Origin of the sequence: Rhodococcus sp. BE178 (assembly GCF_050433545.1) — a bacterium.
In the GTDB taxonomy this organism is placed as follows: domain Bacteria; phylum Actinomycetota; class Actinomycetes; order Mycobacteriales; family Mycobacteriaceae; genus Prescottella.
Window position 1 is genome coordinate 762,763 of record NZ_JBNPXA010000001.1, and the last position, 22,949, is coordinate 785,711.

Here is a 22,949-nt window from a genome sequence, read left to right on the forward strand (position 1 = left end):
TGGTTACGCTGGGCTCGTGGCACAGCCGGAGCCCGACCCCCGAGGCGGCGACACGAGTCGGCCGCGCGGTCGCTTCTGGTGGCTCAAGTGGGTGGCCGGTGTCCTGCTGCTGGCGCTGCTGATCGGCGAGGGCATCTATCTGTGGCCGCGGCTGCACGAGTCGTGGCAGGCCCTGTCGGAGATCCATTGGGGCTGGTTGGCGCTGTGTGTCGTCGCGCAGGCGGTGTCGCTGAGTGGCTACGGCCGCGTCCAGAAGCAACTGCTGCGCGCCGGCGGTGTGGCGGTGAGCCAGCGCAAGTCCGTCGCGGTGATCTACGGGTCGACGGCGATGGCGTTGACCCTGCCCGCGGGGCAGGTCTTCTCGACGGCGTTCACGTACAAGGAGACCCGACGCTGGGGTGCCAGTCCGCTGGTCGCGTCGTGGCAGCTCGCGATCTCCGGCGTGATCGCGGCCGCGGGTCTCGCACTGATCGGTGTGTCGGGTGCGCTGCTGGTCGGCGGGTCGGTGAGCCCGTTCACGCTGTTGTTCTCGGTGGCCGGGCTGATCGCGCTGCTGTACGCGGGCCGGTACGTCTCGGCGCATCCCGATTCGATCGGGGCCGCCGCGCGATGGGTGCTGATCCGGGTGAACCGGCTACGCGGCAAGCCCGCCGACACCGGCATGGACGCGGTCCGCACCACGATCGAGCAGCTCGACTCGGTCCAGCTGGGCAAACGTGACGCGGCGCTGACACTGGGCTGGTCGGCGGTCCACCGGGTCGCGGACGTGGTGTGTCTGGGTGCGGCATGCTTCGCGATCGGCGCCGATCCGTTGCTCGCGGGACTGCTGATCGCCTTCGCGGCGGGCAAGGCGGTCGCGACGATTCCGGGCGCGCCGGGCGGCCTGGTCTACGTGGACGCGACGCTGATCGCCGCCCTCACCACCGCGGCGAGCATCAGCGCGTCGCAGGCGGTGGCGGCCGCGTTCGTCTACCGCGGCGTGAGCTTCATCCTCGTCGCGATCGTCGGCTGGATCGTCTTCCTGTTCCTCTTCCGCGATCGGCAGCACGAGGATCCGGGGTTCGACGTCGAACTCGAACAGCGCGACCCGACGGCGTTGCCGGAGCGGCGGGACGTGTCGGATCCGACGTCGTCGATTCGCGATCCGCACATCGAGATGCCACGGCCACCCACAGAAGTAACCGAGTGACCTCGGCCGTCAACCGAGGTCGGCTGCCATCGCCTCGAGGTGCGCGCGGCTGACCCGGACGGCCTGCTCGACGTCGCCGGCGGCGATGGCCTCGACGAGCGCGAGATGCTCGTCGGCGTTCGGTTCGGCGTGCCGATCGCGCAGCCCGAGCAGCGCGATCATGTCGACGAGCGCCTCCGCCAGTCTCGGCGTGAACGTCTCGAACAGCTCCGTCAGCACCGGGTTGTGCGCGGCCAGGACGACCGCGCGGTGGACCTCGATGTCGGCGTCGACGAACTCCCGGTCGGGTGCGTCGGCGGCGGCCGCGCGCAGGTCGAGGGCCCGGCGCATCGCGGCGATGTCGGCGGCGGTGGCGCGGGAGGCCGCGAGCCGGGCGGCCTCCACCTCGATCGCGGTGCGCACCTCGACGACGGCGGCGATCGCCTCGGTCCGCACCACCGCCTCCCAGCCGTCGGCCTCGGGTTCGAGCCGTTCGACGAACACACCGGATCCCTGCTTCGGCCGCAGCATCCCCTGCCCGGCGAGCATCCGCAGCGCCTCGCGGATCGTGGACCGTCCGATGCCGAGTTCGCCGGCAAGGGTGGTCTCGCCGGGAAGTTTCGAACCGATCGCCCACTCCCCCGCCTGCAGCCGGCGTCGTAACTGTTCGGCGGCCTGATCGGCCAGCAGGCTGCGGGTCAGTGGGGCGGTCACCCAAACTCCTCAGGTTGTCAGACAAGTTGTTTTGCTCTAGCTTAGCCTGCATGGCTTATCGCGGACTGCTCCTCGGCTGCCGCGGCGGGGTCTGACCGGACCGGCACCCCGCCGCGGGGTTCCGTCGTGCCGGTCGACCCTTCCGACCCGCACAGGAGTCACGCCATGAACTGGAATCGCCAGCGCCCGTCGTCCATGCCCAGCCACCGCTACCGCCCGTACTCCGAACGGGTTCCGGTGCCGCTGACCGAACGCCACTGGCCCACCGCCCGCACCACCGTCGCACCGCTGTGGGTGCCGGTCGATCTGCGCGACGGCAACCAGGCCCTCGCCGAACCGATGGACCCGGCCCGCAAGCGGCGCTTCTTCGACCTGATGGTCGCCATGGGCTACAAGGAGATCGAGGTCGGCTACCCGTCGGCCAGCCAGACGGACTTCGACTTCGTCCGCGACCTGGCCGAGCAGTCCCTGGTGCCCGACGACGTCACGATCGTCGTGTTCACCGCGGCGCGAACGGATCTCATCGAGCGCACCTTCGAGTCGGTGCGCGGACTGCCGAACGTGGTGCTGCACATGTACACCGCGACGGCGCCGACGTGGCGCGACGTGGTCCTGGGCCACGACCGGGAGGCGCTGCACCGCTTGATCTTCGACGCCGCACAGGACGTGGCCCGCTGCGGCGAGCGGCAGCCCGGGGTGCGGTTCGAGTTCTCGCCCGAGGTGTTCAACCTGACCGAACCCGATTACGTACTGGAGATGTGCGACAGCCTGACCGAACTGTGGGACGCCTCCCCCGACCGCCCGGTGATCCACAACCTCCCTGCGACGGTGGAGATCTCGACGCCCAACGTGTACGCCGACCAGATCGAGTACATGCACCGGAACCTGACGCGGCGTGACTCGGTGATCCTGTCGGTACACCCACACAACGACCGCGGCACCGGGGTGGCGTGCGCCGAACTGGCGGTACTGGCCGGCGCACAGCGCGTGGAGGGTTGCCTGTTCGGCAATGGCGAGCGCACCGGCAACGTCGACCTGGTGACGCTTGCCCTCAACCTGCACGCGCAGGGCGTCGACCCGATGATCGACTTCTCGGACATCGATGCCGTCAAGCGAACCGTGGAGCACTGCAACCGAATCGACGTGCACGAGAGGCACCCGTACGGCGGCGATCTGGTGTACACCGCGTTCTCGGGCACCCACCAGGACGCGATCAAGAAGGGATTCGCGCACCACTACGCGTCGGCCGAGGCGGCGGGAATCGATCCGAGCACGGCGCCGTGGGACGTGCCGTATCTGCCGATCGACCCACGCGACGTGGGTCGCGACTACGAGGCGGTGATCCGCGTGAACAGCCAGTCGGGCAAGGGCGGGATCGCGTATCTGCTGCAGACCGGGTACGGCATCGACCTGCCGCGGCCACTGCAGATCGACTTCGCGAAACGCGTCCAGCGGGCCACCGACGACAGCGGCGCGGAGATCACCGCCGAGCAGTTGTGGGAGTTGCTGCACGCCGAGTACGGCTTCGACGGCCGACTGGGCCAGTGGTCGATCGAGCATCGAGAGGGCGGCGATCACCTGCGGGTGCGGGCCGAGTTCGACGACTCGACGGTGGCCGGCGAGGCCTCGGGCACCGGGCCGGTCGAGGCGCTCACCCGGATCCTGGCCGAGCACGGCCATACCGTGGAGGTGCTCTCATTCGGGCAGCAGTCGGTGGGCTCGGGCAGCGACAGCCGCGCGGTCACCTACGCCCAGTGCGGCAACGGTGACGGGACCGCGCACTGGGGTGTCGGCTTCGACCAGTCGGTGACGGCGTCCACACTGCAGGCCGTTCTCGCCGCGTCCGCCCGCACCCCCTCCCCCGATTCGCGCACGTAGCGGTACCCGCGCCCTGCCGCGAACACCGATAAGTGCGCAAATCGCGCAGCGTGAGCGAGGTCACCTCCGGTTGCGGAATGCCCGGACCGGTGCCACCGTTGTAACCACAGTCTTTGAAGTTTCAACTACTTGCATCGGGAGCACACACATGACCACTGCCATCACCCTGCCCAACCTGTCCGCCGGCACCTGGGCCATCGACCAGTCCCACTCGACCGTCGGCTTCATGGTCCGCCACCTGGTGGTCAGCAAGGTCCGTGGCACGTTCAACGACTTCAGCGGTTCGATCACGGTCGGCGAGGACGGTCTGCCGTCCGTGCAGGCCGAGATCCAGGTCGCGTCCATCGACACCAACAGCGAGCAGCGTGACGGCCACATCAAGTCGGCCGATTTCTTCGACGTCGAGCAGTTCCCGACGGCCACGTTCGTCTCCACGGGCGTTCGCCCCGCGGGCTCGAACTTCGTGGTCGAGGGCGAGTTCACGCTGCACGGTGTGACCAAGCCGGTCGAGCTGGCGCTCGAGTTCCTGGGCGTCAACCCGGGCATGGGCAACGGCCCGGTTGCCGGTTTCGAGGCCTCCACCACCATCAACCGCAAGGACTTCGGCATCAGCATCGAGATGCCGCTCGAGGGTGGCGGCGCCGTCGTCGGCGACAAGATCGCCATCAACCTCGAGATCGAGGCCGGCCTCCAGGCCTGATCCAGGCCCCACAGACTGCGCACCCGTCACGGCAGAAGTGCAAGCCGTGACGGGTGCGCTGTCATGTCAGCCCGTCAGGACGCGGTCGCCCGACGACGGACCGCCCAGAACACGCCGCCACCGGCGAGTACGACCGCAGCCGCGCCACCCGCGACAGCCGGGTTCACCATCGGCACGGCCGCGCTGTCGGCCGTGGGCACCTCCGCACACACGGCGATACCCGTGCAGCTGGCCGGAGCCTGCGCCGGAGCAGCAGCCGGATCCGTCACCGCCGCAACGAGATTGTGGTCACCCTGCGACGCGAACGGCTTGACCGCCACCGCATAGGTCACCGTCACCGACTGCCCCGGCGCCACCGTGCCCGCGACACCGTAGTTGCCACCGTTCGGCGACACCGTCAGCGCCGCATCGCTGCTCGTCGGCCCCGACACCAGATCCGCATCGTCGAGCAGACCCGACAACACCAGCGCCTGGTCCACGGCCACCGGCTGACCACCGGTGTTCGTGAACGTGGTCGTGTAGTTCACCACCTGGCCGTCCGACACCGCACCCGACGCATCCGACGACGTCGTCACCTGCAGATTCCCCAGCGGCGCATCCAGAAACAGCAAGATGTTGTCCACGACAGCGTCGGTATCGTTCAGGTCCGTTCCGGGCGAGAAGTTTGCTTCGACGCCGATTTGGCGCGTGCCCGCGGGAACTGGGGCGGACTGTTGCCGGCGCACGAATCCGGTTGCGTTGCCTCGCTCTGCGGGCGTTACCGGCGGCAGCGTGATGCTGCTGATCTCCGTGCCGTCGACATCGAGGAATTTGTAGTTGATCTCGACCTTGTCGTTGTCGGTCAGGTACCCACCGAGCAGTGCGGACACGTTTGCCGTCGCGGCGCCCGCGTCGATCGATGCCGCAGAGGGGGTCGTGTCCACCATCTGCCACATACGATGGCCGCTGTTGTAGCCGCCTGAACCCGCGAAGAGACTGATACCGCCAGGGAACGTACCCGTGACTTGCCCGGCACTGTTGACAAGATTGGGTGCCGGATAATTCGAGGTGGACCCGTACCTGACCCAATTGACAGGTTGGGCCTGGATCCACCCGGTCATCCCGTCATCGCCACCACCGTTGACGGTCAACTGACCCGGCTGGGCTGCCATCGGCGCAGCGCCCGCCGGCGCCGCCGTCATCGCTCCCGCACCGGCAATCGCCGCGGCGGCCAGAACCAGGCCTGCCCCCCGACGCGCCATCGATACACCCATCAACTCTCCTCACCGAAAGTATCTGTCCGACAAACCCGGTTGCCGGCCAGAGGCCCGAGTCGGCCCCACCGGACACTAGGAAGAATCGAGACCGATCGGTCTCCGGGCGAGGGCGTTCGTGCGGCCCCCCGCACGAATACGCGGATTCCCGCCCGGCAGGGTGACGAACCGCAAACGAGCAGCGTGACGGCCACATCAATCGAGGCCTTCACCACCATCAACCGCAAGGACTTCGGCCATCAGCGTCGGACTCCAGGCCTGGTCCGGCCCCACAGGCTGCGCACCCGACACGGCGTGTCTGCCGCGGCGGGCGCGCTCCTGTCCCGGAATCCGGGGCCGGAAGCCGGCTCACCGAGAGCGCGCGACGAACCGACTGTCGCCACGGAACTCAGCGACGGACTTGCCTCGAACCCGGACGGTGACATCGTAGATACCGTTGCGGCCGTAGCGTTCCCGCTCGACCGCCTCGGCAATCAGCTCGTCGCCCAGTCGCGTGGGGGCCAGGAACCGGATGTCCGCCCGAGCGGCGACCGCCGGCTCGTCGTACCCGTTGCACGCGAGCGCAAATGCCGTGTCCGCAAGGGTGAACACGAATCCGCCGTGCGTGATTCCGTGCCCGTTCACCATGGTCTCGCGGACCGTCATCGACGCGACCGCACGGCCCGGGAACAGTTCGCGCACCTCGATCCCCAACGCCCGGGACGCCACATCGGCCTCGAACATCTCTTGCGCCGAGGGGAATTCGACTGTCATACTTCTCCCTCCCCGCCGTGCACCGATTCCTCTTCCAGCGTGTACATCGTCACCCCTCCGGTGGCGAAGTTGCGGACATCCCTGGCGGCGTCCCGCATCTCCTTCGACGCCAGTCCGGCGTGCATCGTCTCGGCATCGGGGAAGCACAGCGACGCAATCGCATAGTAGGCAGGGGCGGCGCCGTCGAGTGCGCTGCACTTTCCCCACGTGTAGCCGGACAGGCCGGGGATCTTGCGCGCCAACGGAATGTGCGTGGTGCGGTAGTGGGCGTCGAAAGCACCTGAATCCTCGGGGTGGCCGTAACAGACCACCACCCTGCAGCCCATGTCAGCGCCCTCCACCGCTGGACGCTCCCTTGGCAACGAGGGTGAGGACGTCGTAGGTCGCGACAGCATCGCCGTCCTGATTCGCGACCACGGCATCCCACCGCACCTCGCCGTAGTCGGCGCTGCTGCGCGGTGTGATCAGCTTCGCGGTCAACGTCACGGTGAGGCTGTCGCCCGCCTTCACCGGGGTCAGAAAACGCAGATTGTCGACGCCGAAGTTCGCGAGGACCGGTCCCGGGTTCGGCTCGACGAACAGCCCGGCCGCGAGCGAGACCACGAGGTAGCCGTGTGCGACGATGCCGCCGAAGAGGGGGTTCGCTGCCGCGGCATCAGGATCGGTGTGCGCATAGAAGGTGTCGCCGGTGAACTCCGCGAAGTGGTCGATGTCCGCCAGTGCGACCTGCCGCGGTCCTCCGACGACCGTGTCACCGATCCGCAACTCCGCCAGGTTCTTCCGGAACGGATGGACACCGTCGTCGGTTCGCCGCGACCCGGGAACCCAACGATTGCCGACGGCAGTCAGGATGTCGGGGGTCGCCTGGACCGCGGTGCGCTGCATGTGATGCAGGACTCCACGGATGCCACCGAGCTCCTCACCGCCACCAGCGCGGCCCGGACCACCGTGGACGAGCACGGGAAGCGGCGAGCCGTGTCCGGTCGATTCCCGCGCATCGTCCCGGTTGAGAACCAGGACGCGGCCGTGGAAGGGCGCGAGCCCCAGCACGATGTCGCGGGCGAGCCCGGCGTCGCGGGTGACGACGGAGGCCACGAGGCTGCCCTTGCCGCGGGCCGCGAATTCGATCAGCTCGGCGGTACCGTCGTATCCGATCACCGTGCTCACCGGCCCGAACGCCTCGATGTCGTGTGGCTCGTCGGCGGCCTTGTCATCGCAGCGCAGCAGGATCGGAGGCAGGAAGGCGCCGGTCAGCCTGTCCGCCCCCACGACCTCGAAGTTCTCCGGATCCCCCACCACGATCCGTGCCGACTTCGTCAGTCCACGAAGCGCTTTCAGCACCTCATCGCGCTGCTCGATGCTCGCCAGGGCGCCCATCGTGACACCCTCGGCATCGGGGGCCCCGACCACGACCCGCGACAGGCGGCCCCGCACGGCCTCGACCACGTCGTCGACGAGGCCCGAGGGAACGAGGGCACGGCGGATCGCAGTGCACTTCTGGCCGCCCTTGACGGTCATCTCCGTGACGAGCTGTTTGACGTAGAGCTCGAACTCCTCGCTGCCGGGTTCGACGTCCGCACCGAGAATGGAGGCGTTGAGCGAATCCGCTTCGGCGTTGAAGTGCACACCCTCGGCGACGACTCTCGGATGGACCCGCAGCATCGCCGCGGTGTCCGCGGATCCGGTGAACGCGACCGAGTCCTGCCCACCGAGGTGGTCGAGCAGATCACGCGCGCTACCCGACAGCAGCTGGACCGACCCTTCCGGCAGCAGTCCGGACTCGATGATGCGGCGGAACACCAGTTCGGTGAGATAGGCCGTCTGGCTGGCCGGCTTGACGATCGACGGGACTCCGGCGATGAATGCCGGCGCGAGCTTCTCGAGGAAGCCCCACACCGGGAAGTTGAACGCGTTGATCTGGACGGCGACACCGCGACGCGAGGTGTAGACGTGCTGGCCGAGGAAGGTCCCCGCCTTGCCGAGTTGCTCATGGGGCCCGTCGAGGTGGACGGTGTCGTTCGGTAGTTCGCGCCGCGCCTTGCTCGCGTAGCTCAGCAGGGTTCCGAAGCCACCGTCGATGTCGACACCGGAGTCGCGTCGCGTCGCGCCGGTGGCAGTGGACAGCTCGTAGAACTCTTCCTTGCCGGCCATGAGCGTCAGGGCCAACGCCTTCAGCGCTGCGGCGCGCTCGTGGAAGGTCAGTTCGGCCAGGGCGGGCCCGCCGACCGCACGAGCATGCGCCACCATCCCGGCGATGTCGAGCCCGGTCGACGAGATGCGTGCCACCTCGGAACCGTCCACCGCGCTCAGGAGCGGCGTTCCAGCATCGGGAGCCGTGTACCAGCTCCCGGCAACGTAACTTTGCACTAACCTGCTCACGAAAACCTCTTTCCACCGTACGTTCGGTCGGTAATCAGAATCGCCAGTACGGCGTCCGATTGTCAAGGTTCAATGCAATATTCAGCACCGGTCACGCGTCCGACCGGATTCGTCCGAACCCTTGCGTCCCGACCGAAGGTTCGGTTATTAATTGAGACGAGCACACTGCGAAGGAGACGAAAGTGGTGCAAGTAATCCCGATGTGCGGAGCCCGCATCCCACACGAGCGCGCGGGCCGTGCCCTCGCCCGGGCCCCCCTGTCGAGTGAGGCGCCGTGAATACCCTGACGATCGACGATCGTGCCGACCGGATGGTGGTCACCCTCCATCGCCCGCAGCAACGCAACGCGATCAACGCCGAGATGATCTCGGAACTGCACCGGGTGTGCGCGCTCCTCGAGGACGCACCCAAGCCGTTGTTGATCAGCGGATCCGGCGATCACTTCGCGGGCGGTGCCGATATCGCGGAACTGCGGGACCGGGGACGCGACGAGGCGCTCGCGGGTATCAATCGCACTCTCTTCGACCGCATCGCCAGGCTGCCGATGCCCACCGTTGCAGCAGTGAGCGGATTCGCGCTCGGCGGCGGAGCGGAACTGTCGTACGCCTGCGACATCCGTGTCGCGACGGAAACCGCGGTGTTCGGCAACCCCGAGCCGGGTCTCGGCATCATGGCCGCCGCCGGCGCCAGCTATCGCCTGCAGGAACTGGTCGGCAAATCGATCGCCAAGCAGGTGCTCCTCGCCGGCCGCAACCTCGACGCAGCGGCGGCGCTGCGCTGCGGGCTCGTGATCAGCGTCGTGGCCCCCGGCGAACACGTCGCTGCCGCACACGACATCGTCGATCGCATCAACCGCTCCGCACCGCTGGCGCTCAGGCTCACCAAGCTGATCGCCGATGCACCCGGGACCCACTCCTTCGCCGACGACATCGCCCAGGCGGTGTTGTTCGAGAGTCGGGACAAACACGACCGCATGACGGCCTTTCTGGAGAAGAAGAAATGACGAACACAATCCCCGGCCACGTCGGTGTCGTCGGTGGCGGACGAATGGGCGCCGGCATCGCGCAGGTGTTCGCGACGCTCGGTTCCACGGTCACCATCGCCGAGAGCGGCGACCGACAGGCGGCACTGACCCGGGTCTCGGACGGACTGGACCGCGCCCACGAACGCGGAAGGCTCGGCGAATCCGATCCGGCAACGGTGCTCGGGCGTGTGTCGCTCGTCGACGCACCGGACGAGCTGCCCACCGGACTCGATCTCGTGGTCGAGGCTGTCCCGGAATCCGTGCAGCTCAAGCTGGGTGTGCTCTCCCTCGTGGAGAAGACGGTCGATCCGGCGACGGTGATCGCGACCAACACCAGTTCGATCTCGATCGCCGCACTCGGTGCGGTGCTGGATGATCCCCGCCGACTGGTCGGCATGCACTTCTTCAATCCGGTACCGGCGTCCACGCTCGTCGAGATCATCCGGACTCCGTCGACCGACACCGCCGTCGTGGCGCGGGTGTGCACGTGGGTCTCCCAGCTCGGCAAGTCCCAGGTGCTGGTCAACGACTCGCCGGGCTTCGCGACGAGCCGGCTCGGGGTCTGTCTCGGGCTCGAGGCGATCCGGATGCTCGAGGAAGGTGTCGCCGATGCCGAGTCCATCGATCGTGCAATGGAGTTGGGATACAGGCACCCCATGGGTCCGCTACGTTCCACCGATCTCGTGGGCCTCGACGTTCGACTCGCCATCGCCGAGCACCTGACGGAGACGCTCGGTGAACGCTTCAGGCCTCCCGCCCTCCTTCGCGAGAAGGTGGCGCGAGGCGAACTCGGCCGCAAGGCGGGCCGAGGCTTCTTCAACTGGTCCTGAGGCGACACTCGGGCCCGAATCCCACTGACAGGAGATGCATTCCATGAGCGGTATCGACAGGATCGGGCTGTCCACGACTGCGGGCCTGGCAACGATCACCCTGCGCCGACCCGGCGCGTCCAACGCGCTCGATCGCGCAGCGAAGGAACAGCTGTCGGCGGCGGTCGAGACGGTAGCCGGAGACCGAACGGTGCGCGCGCTCCTCCTCGAGGCCGAGGGCAGGAACTTCTGCGTCGGCCAGGATCTCGCCGAGCATGCCGCCGGCCTCGCGGCGGATCCCGCACGCGCGATGGACACCGTCGGCGCACACTACAACCCGTTGCTCACTGCGCTCGCCGCGGTGCGCGTACCGGTCGTCGTCGCGATCAACGGCGCGTGCGTGGGGGCAGGCCTGGGCATCGCACTGGCAGGAGACATCCGGATCGCCGGGGAGAGCGCCAGGTTCGCCACCGCCTTCACCGGGATCGGGCTGGCGAGCGATTCCGGATTGAGCCACACACTGGTCGAGATGCTCGGTCCGAGCCGTGCGACGGGCCTGTTGATGCTCGGCGACCGGTTCTCGGCCGCCCAGGCCCTCGACTGGGGTCTGGTCCACCGCGTCGTGCCCGACGGCGACCTCGTCGATGCCGCCCGGGTGCTGGCGGGCGAACTCGCGTCAGGACCGACCGCGGCCCACATGCACGTGAAGCGCCTCGTATCGGCGTCGTCCACGGGTCTCGTCGAGGCGCTCGAGCGTGAGCGTGCGGCACAAGAGGATCTGGGACGATCGGCGGATCATCGCGCCGCGGTCGACGCGTTCCTCGCCAAACGCGCACCGTCCTTCGAAGGCCGCTGACCGCGCCGCGCACGCTTGTGCCACGCGTCACTTCCATGCATACTCACACCAACCGATCATTCGGTATTAGAAGCAGGACATATGACCTCGTCTATCGCAGAAAATGAGCTCCAGAGCCACTTCGAGGAGACCATCTCGGCCGACCTGCGAGTCGAGCCGCGGGACTGGATGCCCGAGGGCTACCGCAAGACGCTGATCCGGCAGATCGCGCAGCACGCGCACTCCGAGATCATCGGCATGCAGCCCGAGGGCGCATGGCTGACCCGGGCGCCGTCGTTGCGCCGCAAGGCGATCCTGACCGCGAAGGTGCAGGACGAGGCCGGCCACGGCCTGTATCTGTACTCCGCGGCGGAAACCCTCGGCGCCGACCGCGGCGACCTCACCGAGAAGCTGCTCGACGGGCGACAGAAGTACTCGTCGATCTTCAACTATCCGACCCTGACCTTCGCCGATGTCGGCGTGATCGGTTGGCTCGTCGACGGTGCCGCGATCTGTAATCAGGTTCCGTTGTGTCGCAGTTCTTTCGGTCCGTACGCGCGGGCGATGATCCGCGTGTGCAAGGAGGAATCGTTCCACCAGCGGCAGGGCTTCGAACTGCTCATGACGATGATGCGCGGCACCGACGCCCAGCGCGAGATGGTGCAGGAATCGGTCGACCGCTGGTGGTGGCCGGCCCTGATGATGTTCGGGCCGCCCGACGACCGGTCACCGAACTCGGAGCAGTCGATGAAGTGGCGCATCAAGCGACACACGAACGACGAACTGCGTCAGCGGTTCGTCGACATGTCCATACCGCAGGCCGAAGCACTGGGCGTGACATTCCCGGACCCCGACCTGAAATGGAACGCCGAGCGCGGCGCGTACGACTTCGGCGAACCCGACTGGAGCGAATTCATGCAGGTGATCGGCGGGAACGGTGCGTCCAACGTCGAGCGCATCGCCAATCGCCGGGCCGCTCACGAAAACGGCGCCTGGGTACGCGAGGCCGCGACCGCCTTCGCCCGCCGGGCGATCACCGAGGAGAACACACGATGAATGCAGCCGACCGAGTCACCAGCGCCGACTGGCCGTTGTACGAGGTATTCCTCCGCGGCAAACGCGGACTCAATCACGTCCACGTCGGTTCGCTGCACGCCGCCGACGACGAGATGGCGCTCAGGCACGCCCGCGACGTGTACACCAGGCGCAACGAGGGCGTGAGTATCTGGGTGGTGCAGGCGAACTCGATCGCGGCATCCAGTCCGTCCGAGAAGGATCCGTACTTCGCACCGAGCGGCGACAAGGTCTACCGCCACCCCACCTTCTACGAAATCCCCGACAACGTTCCCCACATGTGATCCGGCCGGCTCGCTCGCGCGGCCGTCCACAATCTTCGAGGATGCACGATGACCGACCACGACCATGCCTTCGACGGCCTCGTCGACGAGGACAGCCACGGCCAGTGGGCCTTCGGCACCAGCTTCGACGACCCACTGGCCGGCGTCGACACCACGGTCCCCGACGACGTCGATCTCTCGGCGCTCGCCACCTATTGTCTGATGCTCGGCGACGATGCGCTGATCAGTTCGCAGCGCCTGACCGAGTGGATCACGCGCGCACCGGAACTCGAGGAGGAGGTCGCTCTCGCCAACGTCGCGCTCGATCTGCTCGGCCAGGCGCGCCTTCTCCTGGCGCGGGCGGCCGCGGCCGATGCGGCCGTCGTGCCGCGGATCTCCGACACGGCACAGCTTCCGGGCGAGGATGCGCTCGCCTTCTTCCGCGACGAGAACCAGTTTCGCAACGTCCGACTCGCCGAGATCGACAACGGCGACTTCGCGCAGACCGTGACGCGTCTGCTGGTGTTCTCGACGTGGCGACTCGCACTCCTCGACCGGCTACGGAAGTCACGTGATCCGGTCCTTGCCGCCGTGGCCGTCAAAGGCGTCAAGGAACTCACCTACCACCGCGACTACGCCGCCCGCTGGGCCGTCACACTCGGTTGCGGCACAGCCGAATCGAAGGCGCGGATGGAGTCTGCCCTCAGCCGTGTCTGGCCGTTCGTCGACGAGCTCTTCGTCCCCACCAGCGAGGAGCGCGCGCTCGCTGCGGTGGGTGTGGCGGTCGATCCCGGCGAACTACGGGAGGAGTTCGACACGGTTCTCGATCAGGTGTTGCACGCTGCCGAGCTGTCCGCGCCGACCGGCCGCGTCGCCGGCACGGTAGGAGGACGCGCGGGCCGTCAGGGCCTGCACAGCGAAGCGCTCGGATTACTCCTGGCCGAGATGCAGGTGGTCGCCCGGGCACATCCGGAAGGCGTGTGGTGACATGTCCGCTTCCACCCACGCCGAGCCGCACGTCCGCGATGCGCGGCGCATCGCGGAGTCGGTTCTCGACCCCGAGATGCCGATGCTGACCCTCGCGGATCTCGGGGTCCTGCGCGATGTCGAGGTAGACGCAGACGGTGCCGTGGTCGTGACCGTCACCCCCACCTATTCGGGTTGCCCCGCCATGGCGACGATGCGCGACGACATCCAGCACCGTCTACAGCTCGCTGGCTTCCCGTCGGTCGAGGTGAGGACCACGCTCTCGCCTCCGTGGAGCACCGACTGGATCAGCGACGAGGGGCGTCGGAAACTGCACGAGAACGGCTACTCCGTGCCCGGTCCGGCACCACGCCGCGGCGCGGGCCCGGTGCCGTTGACGCTCACCGCCGCGCCTCGGACGATCGAATGCCCGCGGTGCGGTGGCGCCGAGACCCGCCTCGACTCCGAATTCGGGGCGACACTGTGCAAGGCCCTCTACCGGTGCCTCGATTGCCTGGAGCCCTTCGATCATGTGAAAGAGATCTGAACATGGACACTGTGGACACCACGAAACCCGCTGTCTCGACGCGCAACAGGACCTTCCACACCCTCACGGTCGCAGAAGTGGAGGCGCTGTGCGACGACGCCGCTGCGGTCACGTTCGAGATTCCTGCCGACCTCTCCAGGGAGTTCGCGTTCGGTGCCGGCCAATCCCTCACGCTCCGCCGCACGGTGGACGGCGTCGAGCACCGCCGCTCGTACTCCATCTGCGCCCCAATCGGTTCCAGCCCCCGAATCGGGGTCCGCGAAGTCGCCGACGGGCTCTTCTCGAACTGGTTGGTCCACCAGGTACGCCGGGGCGACAAGATCGATGTCCAGCCCCCGTCCGGATCGTTCGTCGCCGATCCCACCGTCGGTGGCCGGCACGTCCTGATCGCGGCGGGCTCCGGGATCACCCCGATGCTCTCGATCGCCGCGACCATGCTCGCCAATCCCGAAACCGAAGTGGTTCTCCTCTACGGGAATCGGCGCACGCGCTCGGTGATGTTCGCCGAGGAGATCGCCGACCTCAAGGATCGATACGGTGCGCGCTTCCACGTCGTCCACGTCCTGTCTCGGGAGCCCCGTGAGGTGGAACTCTTCACCGGCCGTCTCGACGCCGACCGGCTCCGCGCGATCTTCGGCGCCGTGGTGCCGATCGCCGGTGTCGATCATTTCTGGTTGTGCGGGCCGTACGGCATGGTCACCGATGCCGAAGTCGTACTCGGCGAGCTGGGCGTCGACCCGAAGCGTGTCCACCACGAACTGTTCTACGTCGACGCCGTGCCCCCTCCCCCGACACGCCACCGTGACGAAGGGGTCACCGGCCCCAGCAGCGAGGTCACCCTCGTCCTCGACGGACGCTCGACCACCGCGACGTTGCCCCGGGACGAGACGATCCTCGACGCAGCAGAGAAGTACCGATCGGATCTGCCGTTCGCCTGCAAGGGCGGAGTATGCGGAACCTGCCGCGCGAAGGTCACCCACGGAGACGTCGACATGCGGCGCAACTACGCGCTCGAGGACTACGAGGTCGATGCCGGCTTCGTCCTCACCTGCCAGAGCTATCCGGACAGCGACGACGTGACCGTCGACTTCGACGCCTGACCGCCCGGCCCCGCCCCTCACCACATCGACCCCAGTCGCACCCGACCGCGGCACCCGGAGACCACTATGACCAGCACCGTCACCCCGTCACAGGACATCGAATTCGCTACGCGCGACCGCATCTCGTCCCTACAGCTCGAACGCCTGCAGTGGACGCTGCGCCACGCCTACGAGAACGTCACGCACTACCGGAAGGCGTTCGACGACGCCGGGGTTCACCCCGGCGATCTGAAGGATCTCGGCGATCTCGCGAAGTTCCCGTTCACCGCGAAGGCAGATCTGCGAGACAACTACCCGTTCGGAATGTTCGCGGTGCCACAGGACCAAGTGTCGCGAATTCATGCGTCGTCGGGCACGACGGGACGTCCCACCGTGGTCGGGTACACCGCGACGGACCTCGACAACTGGGCCGACCTGATCGCGCGGAGCCTTCGCGCCGGTGGCGTGAAGCCCTCCGACAAGGTCCACGTCGCGTACGGCTACGGACTGTTCACCGGTGGACTCGGCGCCCACTACGGAGCGGAAAGGCTGGGCTGCACGGTCATTCCGATATCGGGGGGCATGACCGAGCGTCAGATCCAGCTGATCGAGGACTTCCGTCCGGATGCGATCATGGTCACCCCGTCGTACATGCTCACGATCGTCGATGCGATGCTCGCCAAGGGAATCGATCCGGCCCGAACATCCCTGCGCACGGGCGTGTTCGGAGCAGAACCGTGGACCGAGGAGATGCGCGGCGAACTCGAGCAGCAGTTGGACATGGATGCCGTCGACATCTACGGCCTCTCCGAGGTCATGGGTCCTGGTGTCGCGATGGAGTGCGTGGAAACCAAGGACGGCCTTCACATCTGGGAGGACCACTTCTACCCGGAGGTGATCGACCCGGTCACCGGCGAGGTGCTGCCCGATGGCGAGGAGGGCGAACTCGTCTTCACCTCCCTCACCAAGGAGGCGATGCCGATCATTCGCTACCGCACCCGGGATCTCACACGACTGCTACCGGGAACTGCGCGCACGATGCGCCGCATGCAGAAGGTGACCGGGCGAACCGACGACATGATCATCCTGCGCGGGGTCAATCTCTTTCCGACCCAGATCGAGGAGCTCATTCTCGCGGTGACCGGACTGGCACCCCAGTTCCAGTGCGTTCTCGACCGCCCCGGCCGCATGGACGAGCTCACCGTCCGCGTCGAGTCCCGGCCGAACAGCTCGACTCACGAGGCCGATCAGCAGGCCGCCCGGCTGCGGCAGTTGGTGAAGAACCGCATCGGTGTCACCGTCGCCGTGGAAGTCCTGGCCCCGGGGAGCCTGGACCGATCGATCGGCAAAGCTCGTCGCCTGATCGACAATCGACCATCCTGAGAAGACGTGGGGCGCCTCGGATCGAATCCGAGGCGCCCCACGTCTTTTCGGTACGCCTGTCCGCGAAAGTGAGGGTCAGGCCCTCATCCCGTCGAAGGTGAGCGCCACCACCGCATCGGCGAGCTCGGAGACCGATTCGCCCCCGCGCGGCCGGTACCACTCGATCAACGAGTTCACCATTCCGAAAACCAGCCGGCTCGTGAGCGCCGGGTCGATACCCGGCCTGAGGTCGCCTTCTTCGGCGGCGGCCACCACCAGATCACTGACGAAGACATCGAATTCACGCCGGCGTGCGAGCGCACGTCTCTCGACGAGAGTGTTCCCGCGAACCCTGAGAAGCAATGTCACGTAGGGAAGCTCGGTCACGAGCACCTCGACACTTCGCCGAACGAGGTACTCGAGTCGATCGATGGACCGCCCGCTGGTCACCTGATCCTCGGTCGTGACCGCGAAGAGCGCATTGAGAGCCCGGGCCAGCGCGAGCTCCAGGAGCTCCGACTTGCCGGACACATGGTGATAGATCGACGACTTCGTGATGCCGAGCCGCTGAGCGAGCGCCTCCATGCTGGTGCCGTCGTACCCCTTGTCGTTGAACACCTTCACCGAAACGGCAAGCAACGAGTCGAGATCGTATCCTGGTCGCCCAGGCGATCCCGCTCTTCGGACCGGACCTGCCGCTGCCATCTCGCGCGTTCCTTCCAGGACGTGGACACCCGCCGCAGAACGTGCGGCTCGGCACCAGCCTACCGAAGGTTCGGTAATCCCCGTGGCCCGACCGTGAAATCGGGAGGTTCACCGGGCACGACAACGACCACTCCCCTCCGTGCACATCATGCGAAGGGAAGTGGTCGAGTCGTGGCGGAGTGCTACGGGAGCACCGCGCCGCCGTCCACGTGCAGAGACTGCCCGGTGACGTTGACCGCGTCGGCCGAGAGCAGGTACGCGACGGCACCGGCGACATCCTCGATGGTCTGCGGGCGCTTCATCGGGATGAGCTGGTCCACCATCGCGCCGAAGATCTGCTCGGGCGCCACCCCGGCCAGGGCCGGTTCGTGCTCGGCGAGCCAGCCGGCGGACTGTCGCCACATGTCCGTCCAGATCAGGCCGGGCAGAACCGCATTGACGCGAACGGAAGGGGCGAGCGCGCGAGCCGATGATTGGGTCAACGCCAGCACGGCCGCCTTCGACGAACCGTATGCGGTCAGCAGCTCGTGCCCATTTCGGGCCGCGATCGACGAGAAGTTGACCACGGCCCCTTCACGCCCACGCGTGGCCAGCTCCGCAGCGAAGGCCTGGAGAGCGAAGAAGACCCCGCGGACGTTGACCGCGTAGGTCTTGTCCCAGGTCTCCACATCGAGTGCGTCGTACTGCCAGAATCCGCCGAGCCCGGCCACGTTGACCAGTCCGTCGAGGTCATCGTGAGCGGCGAAGGCCTCCACGACGGCCGCCTGCAACGCGCCCACGTCGCAGATGTCGACGACGTGAGTGGTCACCGCCACTCCGCAGGACCCCACTGCGGCAGCGGTTTCCGCCAACCGCTCCTTGTCGATGTCGATCAGTGCCAGCCCCCGACCTTCTGCGGACATCCGTTCGGCCACGCCGCGACCGAGGCCGCCACCGGCGCCCGTGACGAGGACCGCGCCCGCCATCTAGCGGCCCGTCCGAGCGGGCAGGTGCGCGATCGCGTTGTTCGCTGCGGCGAGGTCGTAGAGCAGTTCGTGCGTGATGACTCCGGCAACGGTGCCGTCCTCGTTGTACCCGACGATCGGGCCGTGGAAGATGCCGAACATCAGGGACTCGACCTCCTGCCTGGGCAGGTGCACGATGCCGGCCGGTTCGTAGATGTAGTGGTTGGGGCCGATGGATTCGGCCTCACCCTCATACGCCCAGCGGCCGAAGATGTTGTACGCCTCCGCGGCGCCGCAATGCATGTGCAGCGGCGCCTGCGCATTCTCCGCCACGTACAGCAGAATCGAGGCCGCACCGGTGGTCTCGTTGATGTTCAAGAGCTTGAAGGACGTTCCCGGCATCGGGAACGGGGTCCACGGGATATCGTCACAGTTGTTGACCCGGGACGCGAGACTGAGGGTCGGTCCCGTCACCGGAGAGCTCGCGCGAGCGAAGACCTCTGCGACCGGGGCGTTGGACTGCGGGTCGATCTCGGGTCCGGTCAGTTGCGGGCGGATCGGGTCGACCACATGGGCGTCGGCTCGGTGAGTGACGTTGACAGACATCGTATTTCCTCCTGTATTCGGGGACACCCCAATGCTCCGATGTGGCGGCCGTCACGTCCATGACGTATTCTCGCCCGATCGTTAGACGAATACCTAAGGTCGTGCACGATGGATCTGAATCTACGGCTCGTGCGTTACTTCGTGGCAGTCGCCGATGCCGGGACTTTCACGAAAGCAGCTGAGCAACTGCATATTGCGACACCGTCGCTGAGCCAACAGGTGCGTAAGCTCGAAGAGGCGTTGGGCGTCTCGCTGCTCGAGCGAGATCACCGCGGGGCTCGCCTCACCGAAGCCGGACTCGACTTCCTCGACGAGAGCCGAATGCTGCTGGCCGCCGCCGAATCTGCGGTGGGCGCGGCCCGTCGCCACAAGCGCAGCTCATCGGGGAGGGTGCGCCTCGGGTTCCTTGCCGGTGGCGCCGGGGAGCTGACCCGTCCGATCATCGACGAGTTCCATCGACGAGAACCCCAAGTGGAACTGGAACTGACGCAACTGGTGTGGGGAGACGAACTCTCGGCATTGACCTCCGGTCGGGTCGATATGGTCGTCGCCCGCCCGCCTCTCGAGTCGCACCCTCGGCTACGCCGGGTCGTTCTGTTCGAGGAGCCTCGTGTCCTGCTGATGGCACACGACCACCCGCTGGCCCGCCGACGGAAGCTACGAATCGTCGACCTCGCCGACGTCGTTCAGGTGGACACCCGAGAAGGGACCCGAGACTGGCGCAACTGGTGGTCGATCGATCCACGGCCGGACGGCACGCGTCCCACCTACGGCCCGATGGTGAGCAGCATCGAGGAGATGGTCCAGGTCGTCGCGACCACCGATGCGGTTGCGATCACAGGTGCAGGCGTGGCCAGTCTGTTCCGGCGAGCGGACACCACCTCGCGACCCATCGTGGACGCCGAACTGTCGACCGTCGAACTCGTTTTCCTCGCCTCGGATACACCCCGCGCCGTCGAACGTTTCGTTGCGGTTGCGCTCGGGCTGAGCGCAGTCCTCGGCACCCGCTGATCCAGAGGGCAGCGCCCCGTCACGACTTTGCTGGAGCCCAAGCTTCACTTCATTGGCGGCTTCACGGCTGCTTGGTGACAGGCCTGGCCGATCGCATCCTGGAGCGTTGTCAGCTCCGGCCTTCGGTTGCCTTCCAAAGTGCACAGGGTAACCACGCTCGGGCTGATGTCGTCGATGGGCACGAAGCTGACCAGCGGATGACGGTAGTACGTAGGCAGCGACTCAGGCGTGGTGGTGACACCCGCGCCGGCGGCGACCGCTTCGAGTAGTTCTTCTACTGTCGATACTGCAAGACTCGGTTCGGCTCGGGTGCCGTCCGGCCGCGGGTTCACCATCCAGAAGTCGGTCCATTCCGGCGGCCCGCCGCTGCTGCTGATGAACGGCTCTGTGGCAATCTCGGCGAACCGGATCGATTCCCGGGCGGCCAACGGGTGGTCGTGGGCAAGCACGGCCACCCGTCGCTCGGACAGAATTCGCCGGCGCCGGACTCCCTCAGCAGGAAACGGTTCCCGGACAAACACTGCATCGATGTCGCCGGCCAGCAGTGGAGCCAGTTGTTCGCTCCACTCGAGGTGGTGCAACTTCACGTGCAGATCCGGATCAGCGGAGCGGAGCCGATCCAGCACGGCAGTCGTGAGCAGACCGGCACCGGTTGCCATGAACCCGATATCGATGCTGCGACGGCCCAGACGGACCGATTCACGCCACCGCAGAAGGGTCTCGTTGGCGGCCACGACTGCGCGTGCCTGCGGGATCAGCGCGCGTCCGGCTTCGGTCAGCTCGACGTGTCGAGAGTTGCGTTCGAAGAGCAGGAAACGCAGGTCCTTCTCCAACCGGGACACCTGCTGACTGAGCGCCGGTCCCGTCATGTGTAGCAGTGTGGCGGCACGTCCGAAGTGCAGCTCGTCCGCCACGGCTAGGAAACACCGAAGCGCCTGCGGCGAGACATACATGCTTCACCTCGCACGACATCGGTTGGAGAATCAGGTGTCAGGCTAGCCGATTCGGCGGCTACCCGATCGCCTTCGCGTGCATCTCCTGGGACGGATCAGTGGCGTAGTCGACCAGCTGGAGCTTCTCGACGGCGCCGTTGTCACGCGCCATGTAGTAGTGCAATCGGGCGTCCGCGACGACCGCGAGTCCGCCATCAGGCAGGTAACCGGCGATCGGGCCCTCGACCATGGCGAGCATGACACAGCCGTCCGGGGCGATCGGCGTGTGCACGGCGCCGGCAACCTCGCAGGTGTACATGCCGGCCATGCCGGGATCGTCCTCCTCGTAATAGAATCCGCCTTCCAGTAGATATGCCTGCACATTTCCCATATGCCAATGCGGAGTGGCAACGGTGCCGGGATCCACTTTCAGGATGAGGGTGAACGCGCCGGTCACGAGATTGCAGTACAGAAGCTTGAATCGCGTTCCGGGCATCAGCCAGTCGGTCCACGGAATGTCGTCGGGGTCGACGAATTCCTTTCTTGCGCCCTTCGGCGTGACGCCGGGGTTGGTCATCCAGAATGTCGGTCCGAGGTTCGAGCCAGTGGTCATGGGTTTCCCTTTTCTATTACGTGCGTGGAGGCTTCGGGTCCGTCAGCCGACTGCGGCCATGTCGACCAGGACCTTGATGGCTGTTTGGTCCCGGAGTGGGCCGAACCCATCGGTGATGAGGTCCTCGAATGCGATCGTCTGCACCCAACTGTCCAGCGGATACGCCCCACGAGCCATGAACTCGATGGCCTCCGGATAGTCGCGGCAGTATGCGATGGAGCCGACGATCTCGCACTCGTTGAACAGGATCTCGGTGGGGTTGAACTCGACCGGCCGCTGGTGCACCGCGACGACCACAACTCGGCCGTGCGCAGCTGTCGAGCGGACCGCATTCAGGAAAGTGGCCGGTACGCCGGCCGTCTCGAACGATCGCGCGACGCCGGCTCCATCGGTGTTCGCACGCAGTTCCGCGACGACATCCGTTTCACTTGGGTCGATGACCCTCGTCGCTCCGACAGCTTCGATCGCCGCGCGCCGCGCCGCCGACGGCTCGATCACGGTGATGTCCTCGATACCTGTGGCCCTCAGCGCCAGGAATACTCCGATTCCGATGGGACCGGCCCCATGGACCGCGACGCTGCTGCCCGGAGCGACATCGCCACGACGCACGGCGTGCAGGGCCACGGCGAGGGGTTCGATCAACGCTCCCTCGCGGGTGCTCATCCCGTCAGGAAGCCGATAGACGTGGTCGGCGTCGACGACTGCATACTGTCCGAGTCCACCCCCGCCGGCCCAGCTGTAGCCGACTGCGGCGATATTGCTGCAGAGGTTGTACGAGCCGGCCAGACAGGCCGCGCATCGTCGACAGTTGACGGTGGGTTCTACCGCCACGGCGTCGCCGACCGACAGCTCGTCGACGTCTGCCCCTACCTCCACGATCTCTCCGGAGAACTCGTGACCGAGAACCACCGGGACGCTCACTCCAGTGAGAGGATGCGGCGTTATCGGCGCCATCATCGGCGCGTGATAATACTCGTGCAGATCACTGCCGCACAGGCCATTGAAATGCACCCGAACTTTCACCTGACCAGGGCCTGCAATAGGCTCAGGGATATCTTCGAAACGGATATCGCCAACTCCGTGGTAGCGGGCTGCCTTCATTCTTGAAACTCCCGTGTTTCGAGACTCATATAGGTTCTGACGTGATGTAGACAACAGTCGCACTGGGCGTGCGGAGAAGTCCAGGTACTTTCTTTCGTGTATCGATAAGCCGCGCTTATCGATCGGGAGGAGTTCTTCTTCAGTCTGCAGGCGGCCGGATCACGTTTGATGCACGCCGCTTACGAGGCGAGGATGTCCCACATGCACGATCCCACCGCGTACCCACCAGGCAG

The 22,949-nt window shown here is 66.7% G+C and carries 24 protein-coding genes; 13 read left to right on the plus strand and 11 right to left on the minus strand.

Annotation, left to right across the window (positions count from 1 at the left end):
• Nucleotides 1–16: 16 nt before the first annotated feature.
• Nucleotides 17–1,189, plus strand: a complete 1,173-nt coding sequence (locus tag J2X34_RS03510) for a lysylphosphatidylglycerol synthase transmembrane domain-containing protein (RefSeq protein ID WP_114723304.1) — start codon at nucleotides 17–19, stop codon at nucleotides 1,187–1,189.
• A 9-nt stretch (nucleotides 1,190–1,198) separates the two neighbouring features.
• On the opposite strand, the gene J2X34_RS03515 is transcribed toward J2X34_RS03510, so the two are convergent.
• Entirely contained in the window at nucleotides 1,199–1,882 is a 684-nt protein-coding gene (locus tag J2X34_RS03515; protein ID WP_114723303.1) for a FadR/GntR family transcriptional regulator, read from the minus strand.
• Between the two features lie 165 nt (nucleotides 1,883–2,047).
• Here J2X34_RS03515 and J2X34_RS03520 point away from each other — a divergent pair, with 165 nt between their 5' ends.
• Entirely contained in the window at nucleotides 2,048–3,760 is a 1,713-nt protein-coding gene (locus tag J2X34_RS03520; protein ID WP_429516127.1) for a 2-isopropylmalate synthase, read from the plus strand.
• Between the two features lie 148 nt (nucleotides 3,761–3,908).
• A complete protein-coding gene (locus tag J2X34_RS03525; protein ID WP_114723301.1) occupies nucleotides 3,909–4,460 on the plus strand; it encodes a YceI family protein in 552 nt (183 codons plus the stop codon).
• 74 nt (nucleotides 4,461–4,534) lie between these two features.
• Here J2X34_RS03525 and J2X34_RS03530 read toward each other — a convergent pair whose 3' ends face one another.
• The 4 genes from J2X34_RS03530 to paaZ form a co-directional block, all read right to left on the minus strand.
• Complete coding sequence (locus J2X34_RS03530) at nucleotides 4,535–5,386, minus strand: hypothetical protein (protein ID WP_114723300.1); 852 nt, start codon at nucleotides 5,384–5,386, stop codon at nucleotides 4,535–4,537.
• 675 nt (nucleotides 5,387–6,061) lie between these two features.
• On the minus strand, nucleotides 6,062–6,466 hold the full coding sequence (gene paaI / locus J2X34_RS03535; RefSeq protein WP_114723299.1) for a hydroxyphenylacetyl-CoA thioesterase PaaI: 405 nt from the start codon (nucleotides 6,464–6,466) through the stop codon (nucleotides 6,062–6,064).
• Nucleotides 6,463–6,792 (minus strand): EthD family reductase, encoded by a 330-nt coding sequence (locus tag J2X34_RS03540; protein ID WP_114723364.1) that lies wholly within the window; start codon nucleotides 6,790–6,792, stop codon nucleotides 6,463–6,465. Before J2X34_RS03540 ends, paaI begins: the two co-directional genes overlap by 4 nt.
• A 1-nt stretch (nucleotide 6,793) precedes the next feature.
• Nucleotides 6,794–8,845, minus strand: coding sequence for a phenylacetic acid degradation bifunctional protein PaaZ (gene paaZ, locus J2X34_RS03545; RefSeq protein ID WP_429516128.1), 2,052 nt, complete (start codon nucleotides 8,843–8,845; stop codon nucleotides 6,794–6,796).
• Nucleotides 8,846–9,119: 274 nt separating this feature from the next.
• On the opposite strand from paaZ, the gene J2X34_RS03550 reads away from it, so the two are divergent.
• From J2X34_RS03550 to paaK, 9 genes are all read left to right on the plus strand, one after another.
• Nucleotides 9,120–9,848 carry an enoyl-CoA hydratase/isomerase family protein gene (locus J2X34_RS03550; RefSeq protein WP_114723297.1) on the plus strand — a complete coding sequence of 243 codons (729 nt, stop codon included), beginning with the start codon at nucleotides 9,120–9,122 and terminating at the stop codon, nucleotides 9,846–9,848.
• On the plus strand, nucleotides 9,845–10,699 hold the full coding sequence (locus tag J2X34_RS03555; RefSeq protein WP_114723296.1) for a 3-hydroxyacyl-CoA dehydrogenase family protein: 855 nt from the start codon (nucleotides 9,845–9,847) through the stop codon (nucleotides 10,697–10,699). The genes J2X34_RS03550 and J2X34_RS03555 overlap by 4 nt, the downstream gene beginning before the upstream one ends.
• 43 nt (nucleotides 10,700–10,742) lie before the next feature.
• Nucleotides 10,743–11,534: an enoyl-CoA hydratase-related protein gene (locus tag J2X34_RS03560; protein ID WP_114723295.1), complete on the plus strand. Its 792-nt coding sequence runs from the start codon at nucleotides 10,743–10,745 to the stop codon at nucleotides 11,532–11,534.
• Between the two features lie 81 nt (nucleotides 11,535–11,615).
• Entirely contained in the window at nucleotides 11,616–12,569 is a 954-nt protein-coding gene (gene paaA, locus J2X34_RS03565) for a 1,2-phenylacetyl-CoA epoxidase subunit PaaA (protein WP_429516129.1), read from the plus strand.
• Nucleotides 12,566–12,871, plus strand: a complete 306-nt coding sequence (paaB, locus tag J2X34_RS03570) for a 1,2-phenylacetyl-CoA epoxidase subunit PaaB (protein WP_114723293.1) — start codon at nucleotides 12,566–12,568, stop codon at nucleotides 12,869–12,871. Before paaA ends, paaB begins: the two co-directional genes overlap by 4 nt.
• A 48-nt stretch (nucleotides 12,872–12,919) precedes the next feature.
• The gene (gene paaC, locus J2X34_RS03575; RefSeq protein ID WP_114723292.1) at nucleotides 12,920–13,837 is read left to right on the plus strand and encodes a 1,2-phenylacetyl-CoA epoxidase subunit PaaC; all 918 of its coding nucleotides are present in this window, start codon (nucleotides 12,920–12,922) and stop codon (nucleotides 13,835–13,837) included.
• A gap of 1 nt (nucleotide 13,838) precedes the next feature.
• On the plus strand, nucleotides 13,839–14,363 hold the full coding sequence (paaD, locus tag J2X34_RS03580; RefSeq protein WP_114723291.1) for a 1,2-phenylacetyl-CoA epoxidase subunit PaaD: 525 nt from the start codon (nucleotides 13,839–13,841) through the stop codon (nucleotides 14,361–14,363).
• Between the two features lie 2 nt (nucleotides 14,364–14,365).
• Entirely contained in the window at nucleotides 14,366–15,463 is a 1,098-nt protein-coding gene (paaE, locus tag J2X34_RS03585; RefSeq protein ID WP_114723290.1) for a 1,2-phenylacetyl-CoA epoxidase subunit PaaE, read from the plus strand.
• 66 nt (nucleotides 15,464–15,529) lie between these two features.
• The gene (gene paaK, locus J2X34_RS03590) at nucleotides 15,530–16,825 is read left to right on the plus strand and encodes a phenylacetate--CoA ligase PaaK (RefSeq protein ID WP_114723289.1); all 1,296 of its coding nucleotides are present in this window, start codon (nucleotides 15,530–15,532) and stop codon (nucleotides 16,823–16,825) included.
• A gap of 75 nt (nucleotides 16,826–16,900) precedes the next feature.
• Here the strand turns inward: paaK and J2X34_RS03595 are convergent, their stop codons facing one another.
• From J2X34_RS03595 to J2X34_RS03605, 3 genes are all read right to left on the minus strand, one after another.
• On the minus strand, nucleotides 16,901–17,509 hold the full coding sequence (locus J2X34_RS03595; RefSeq protein ID WP_114723288.1) for a TetR/AcrR family transcriptional regulator: 609 nt from the start codon (nucleotides 17,507–17,509) through the stop codon (nucleotides 16,901–16,903).
• Between the two features lie 182 nt (nucleotides 17,510–17,691).
• A complete protein-coding gene (locus tag J2X34_RS03600; RefSeq protein WP_114723287.1) occupies nucleotides 17,692–18,474 on the minus strand; it encodes an SDR family NAD(P)-dependent oxidoreductase in 783 nt (260 codons plus the stop codon).
• Nucleotides 18,475–19,059, minus strand: a complete 585-nt coding sequence (locus J2X34_RS03605; protein WP_147283554.1) for a cupin domain-containing protein — start codon at nucleotides 19,057–19,059, stop codon at nucleotides 18,475–18,477.
• A gap of 108 nt (nucleotides 19,060–19,167) precedes the next feature.
• On the opposite strand from J2X34_RS03605, the gene J2X34_RS03610 reads away from it, so the two are divergent.
• Nucleotides 19,168–20,070: a LysR family transcriptional regulator gene (locus tag J2X34_RS03610; RefSeq protein WP_174913310.1), complete on the plus strand. Its 903-nt coding sequence runs from the start codon at nucleotides 19,168–19,170 to the stop codon at nucleotides 20,068–20,070.
• Between the two features lie 44 nt (nucleotides 20,071–20,114).
• Here the strand turns inward: J2X34_RS03610 and J2X34_RS03615 are convergent, their stop codons facing one another.
• From J2X34_RS03615 to J2X34_RS03625, 3 genes are all read right to left on the minus strand, one after another.
• The gene (locus J2X34_RS03615) at nucleotides 20,115–21,023 is read right to left on the minus strand and encodes a LysR family transcriptional regulator (protein ID WP_114723284.1); all 909 of its coding nucleotides are present in this window, start codon (nucleotides 21,021–21,023) and stop codon (nucleotides 20,115–20,117) included.
• Between the two features lie 58 nt (nucleotides 21,024–21,081).
• Nucleotides 21,082–21,579 (minus strand): 2,4'-dihydroxyacetophenone dioxygenase family protein, encoded by a 498-nt coding sequence (locus tag J2X34_RS03620; protein ID WP_254622653.1) that lies wholly within the window; start codon nucleotides 21,577–21,579, stop codon nucleotides 21,082–21,084.
• Nucleotides 21,580–21,657: 78 nt separating this feature from the next.
• Nucleotides 21,658–22,779: a 2,3-butanediol dehydrogenase gene (locus J2X34_RS03625; protein WP_181818874.1), complete on the minus strand. Its 1,122-nt coding sequence runs from the start codon at nucleotides 22,777–22,779 to the stop codon at nucleotides 21,658–21,660.
• Between the last annotated feature and the right edge of the window lie 170 nt (nucleotides 22,780–22,949).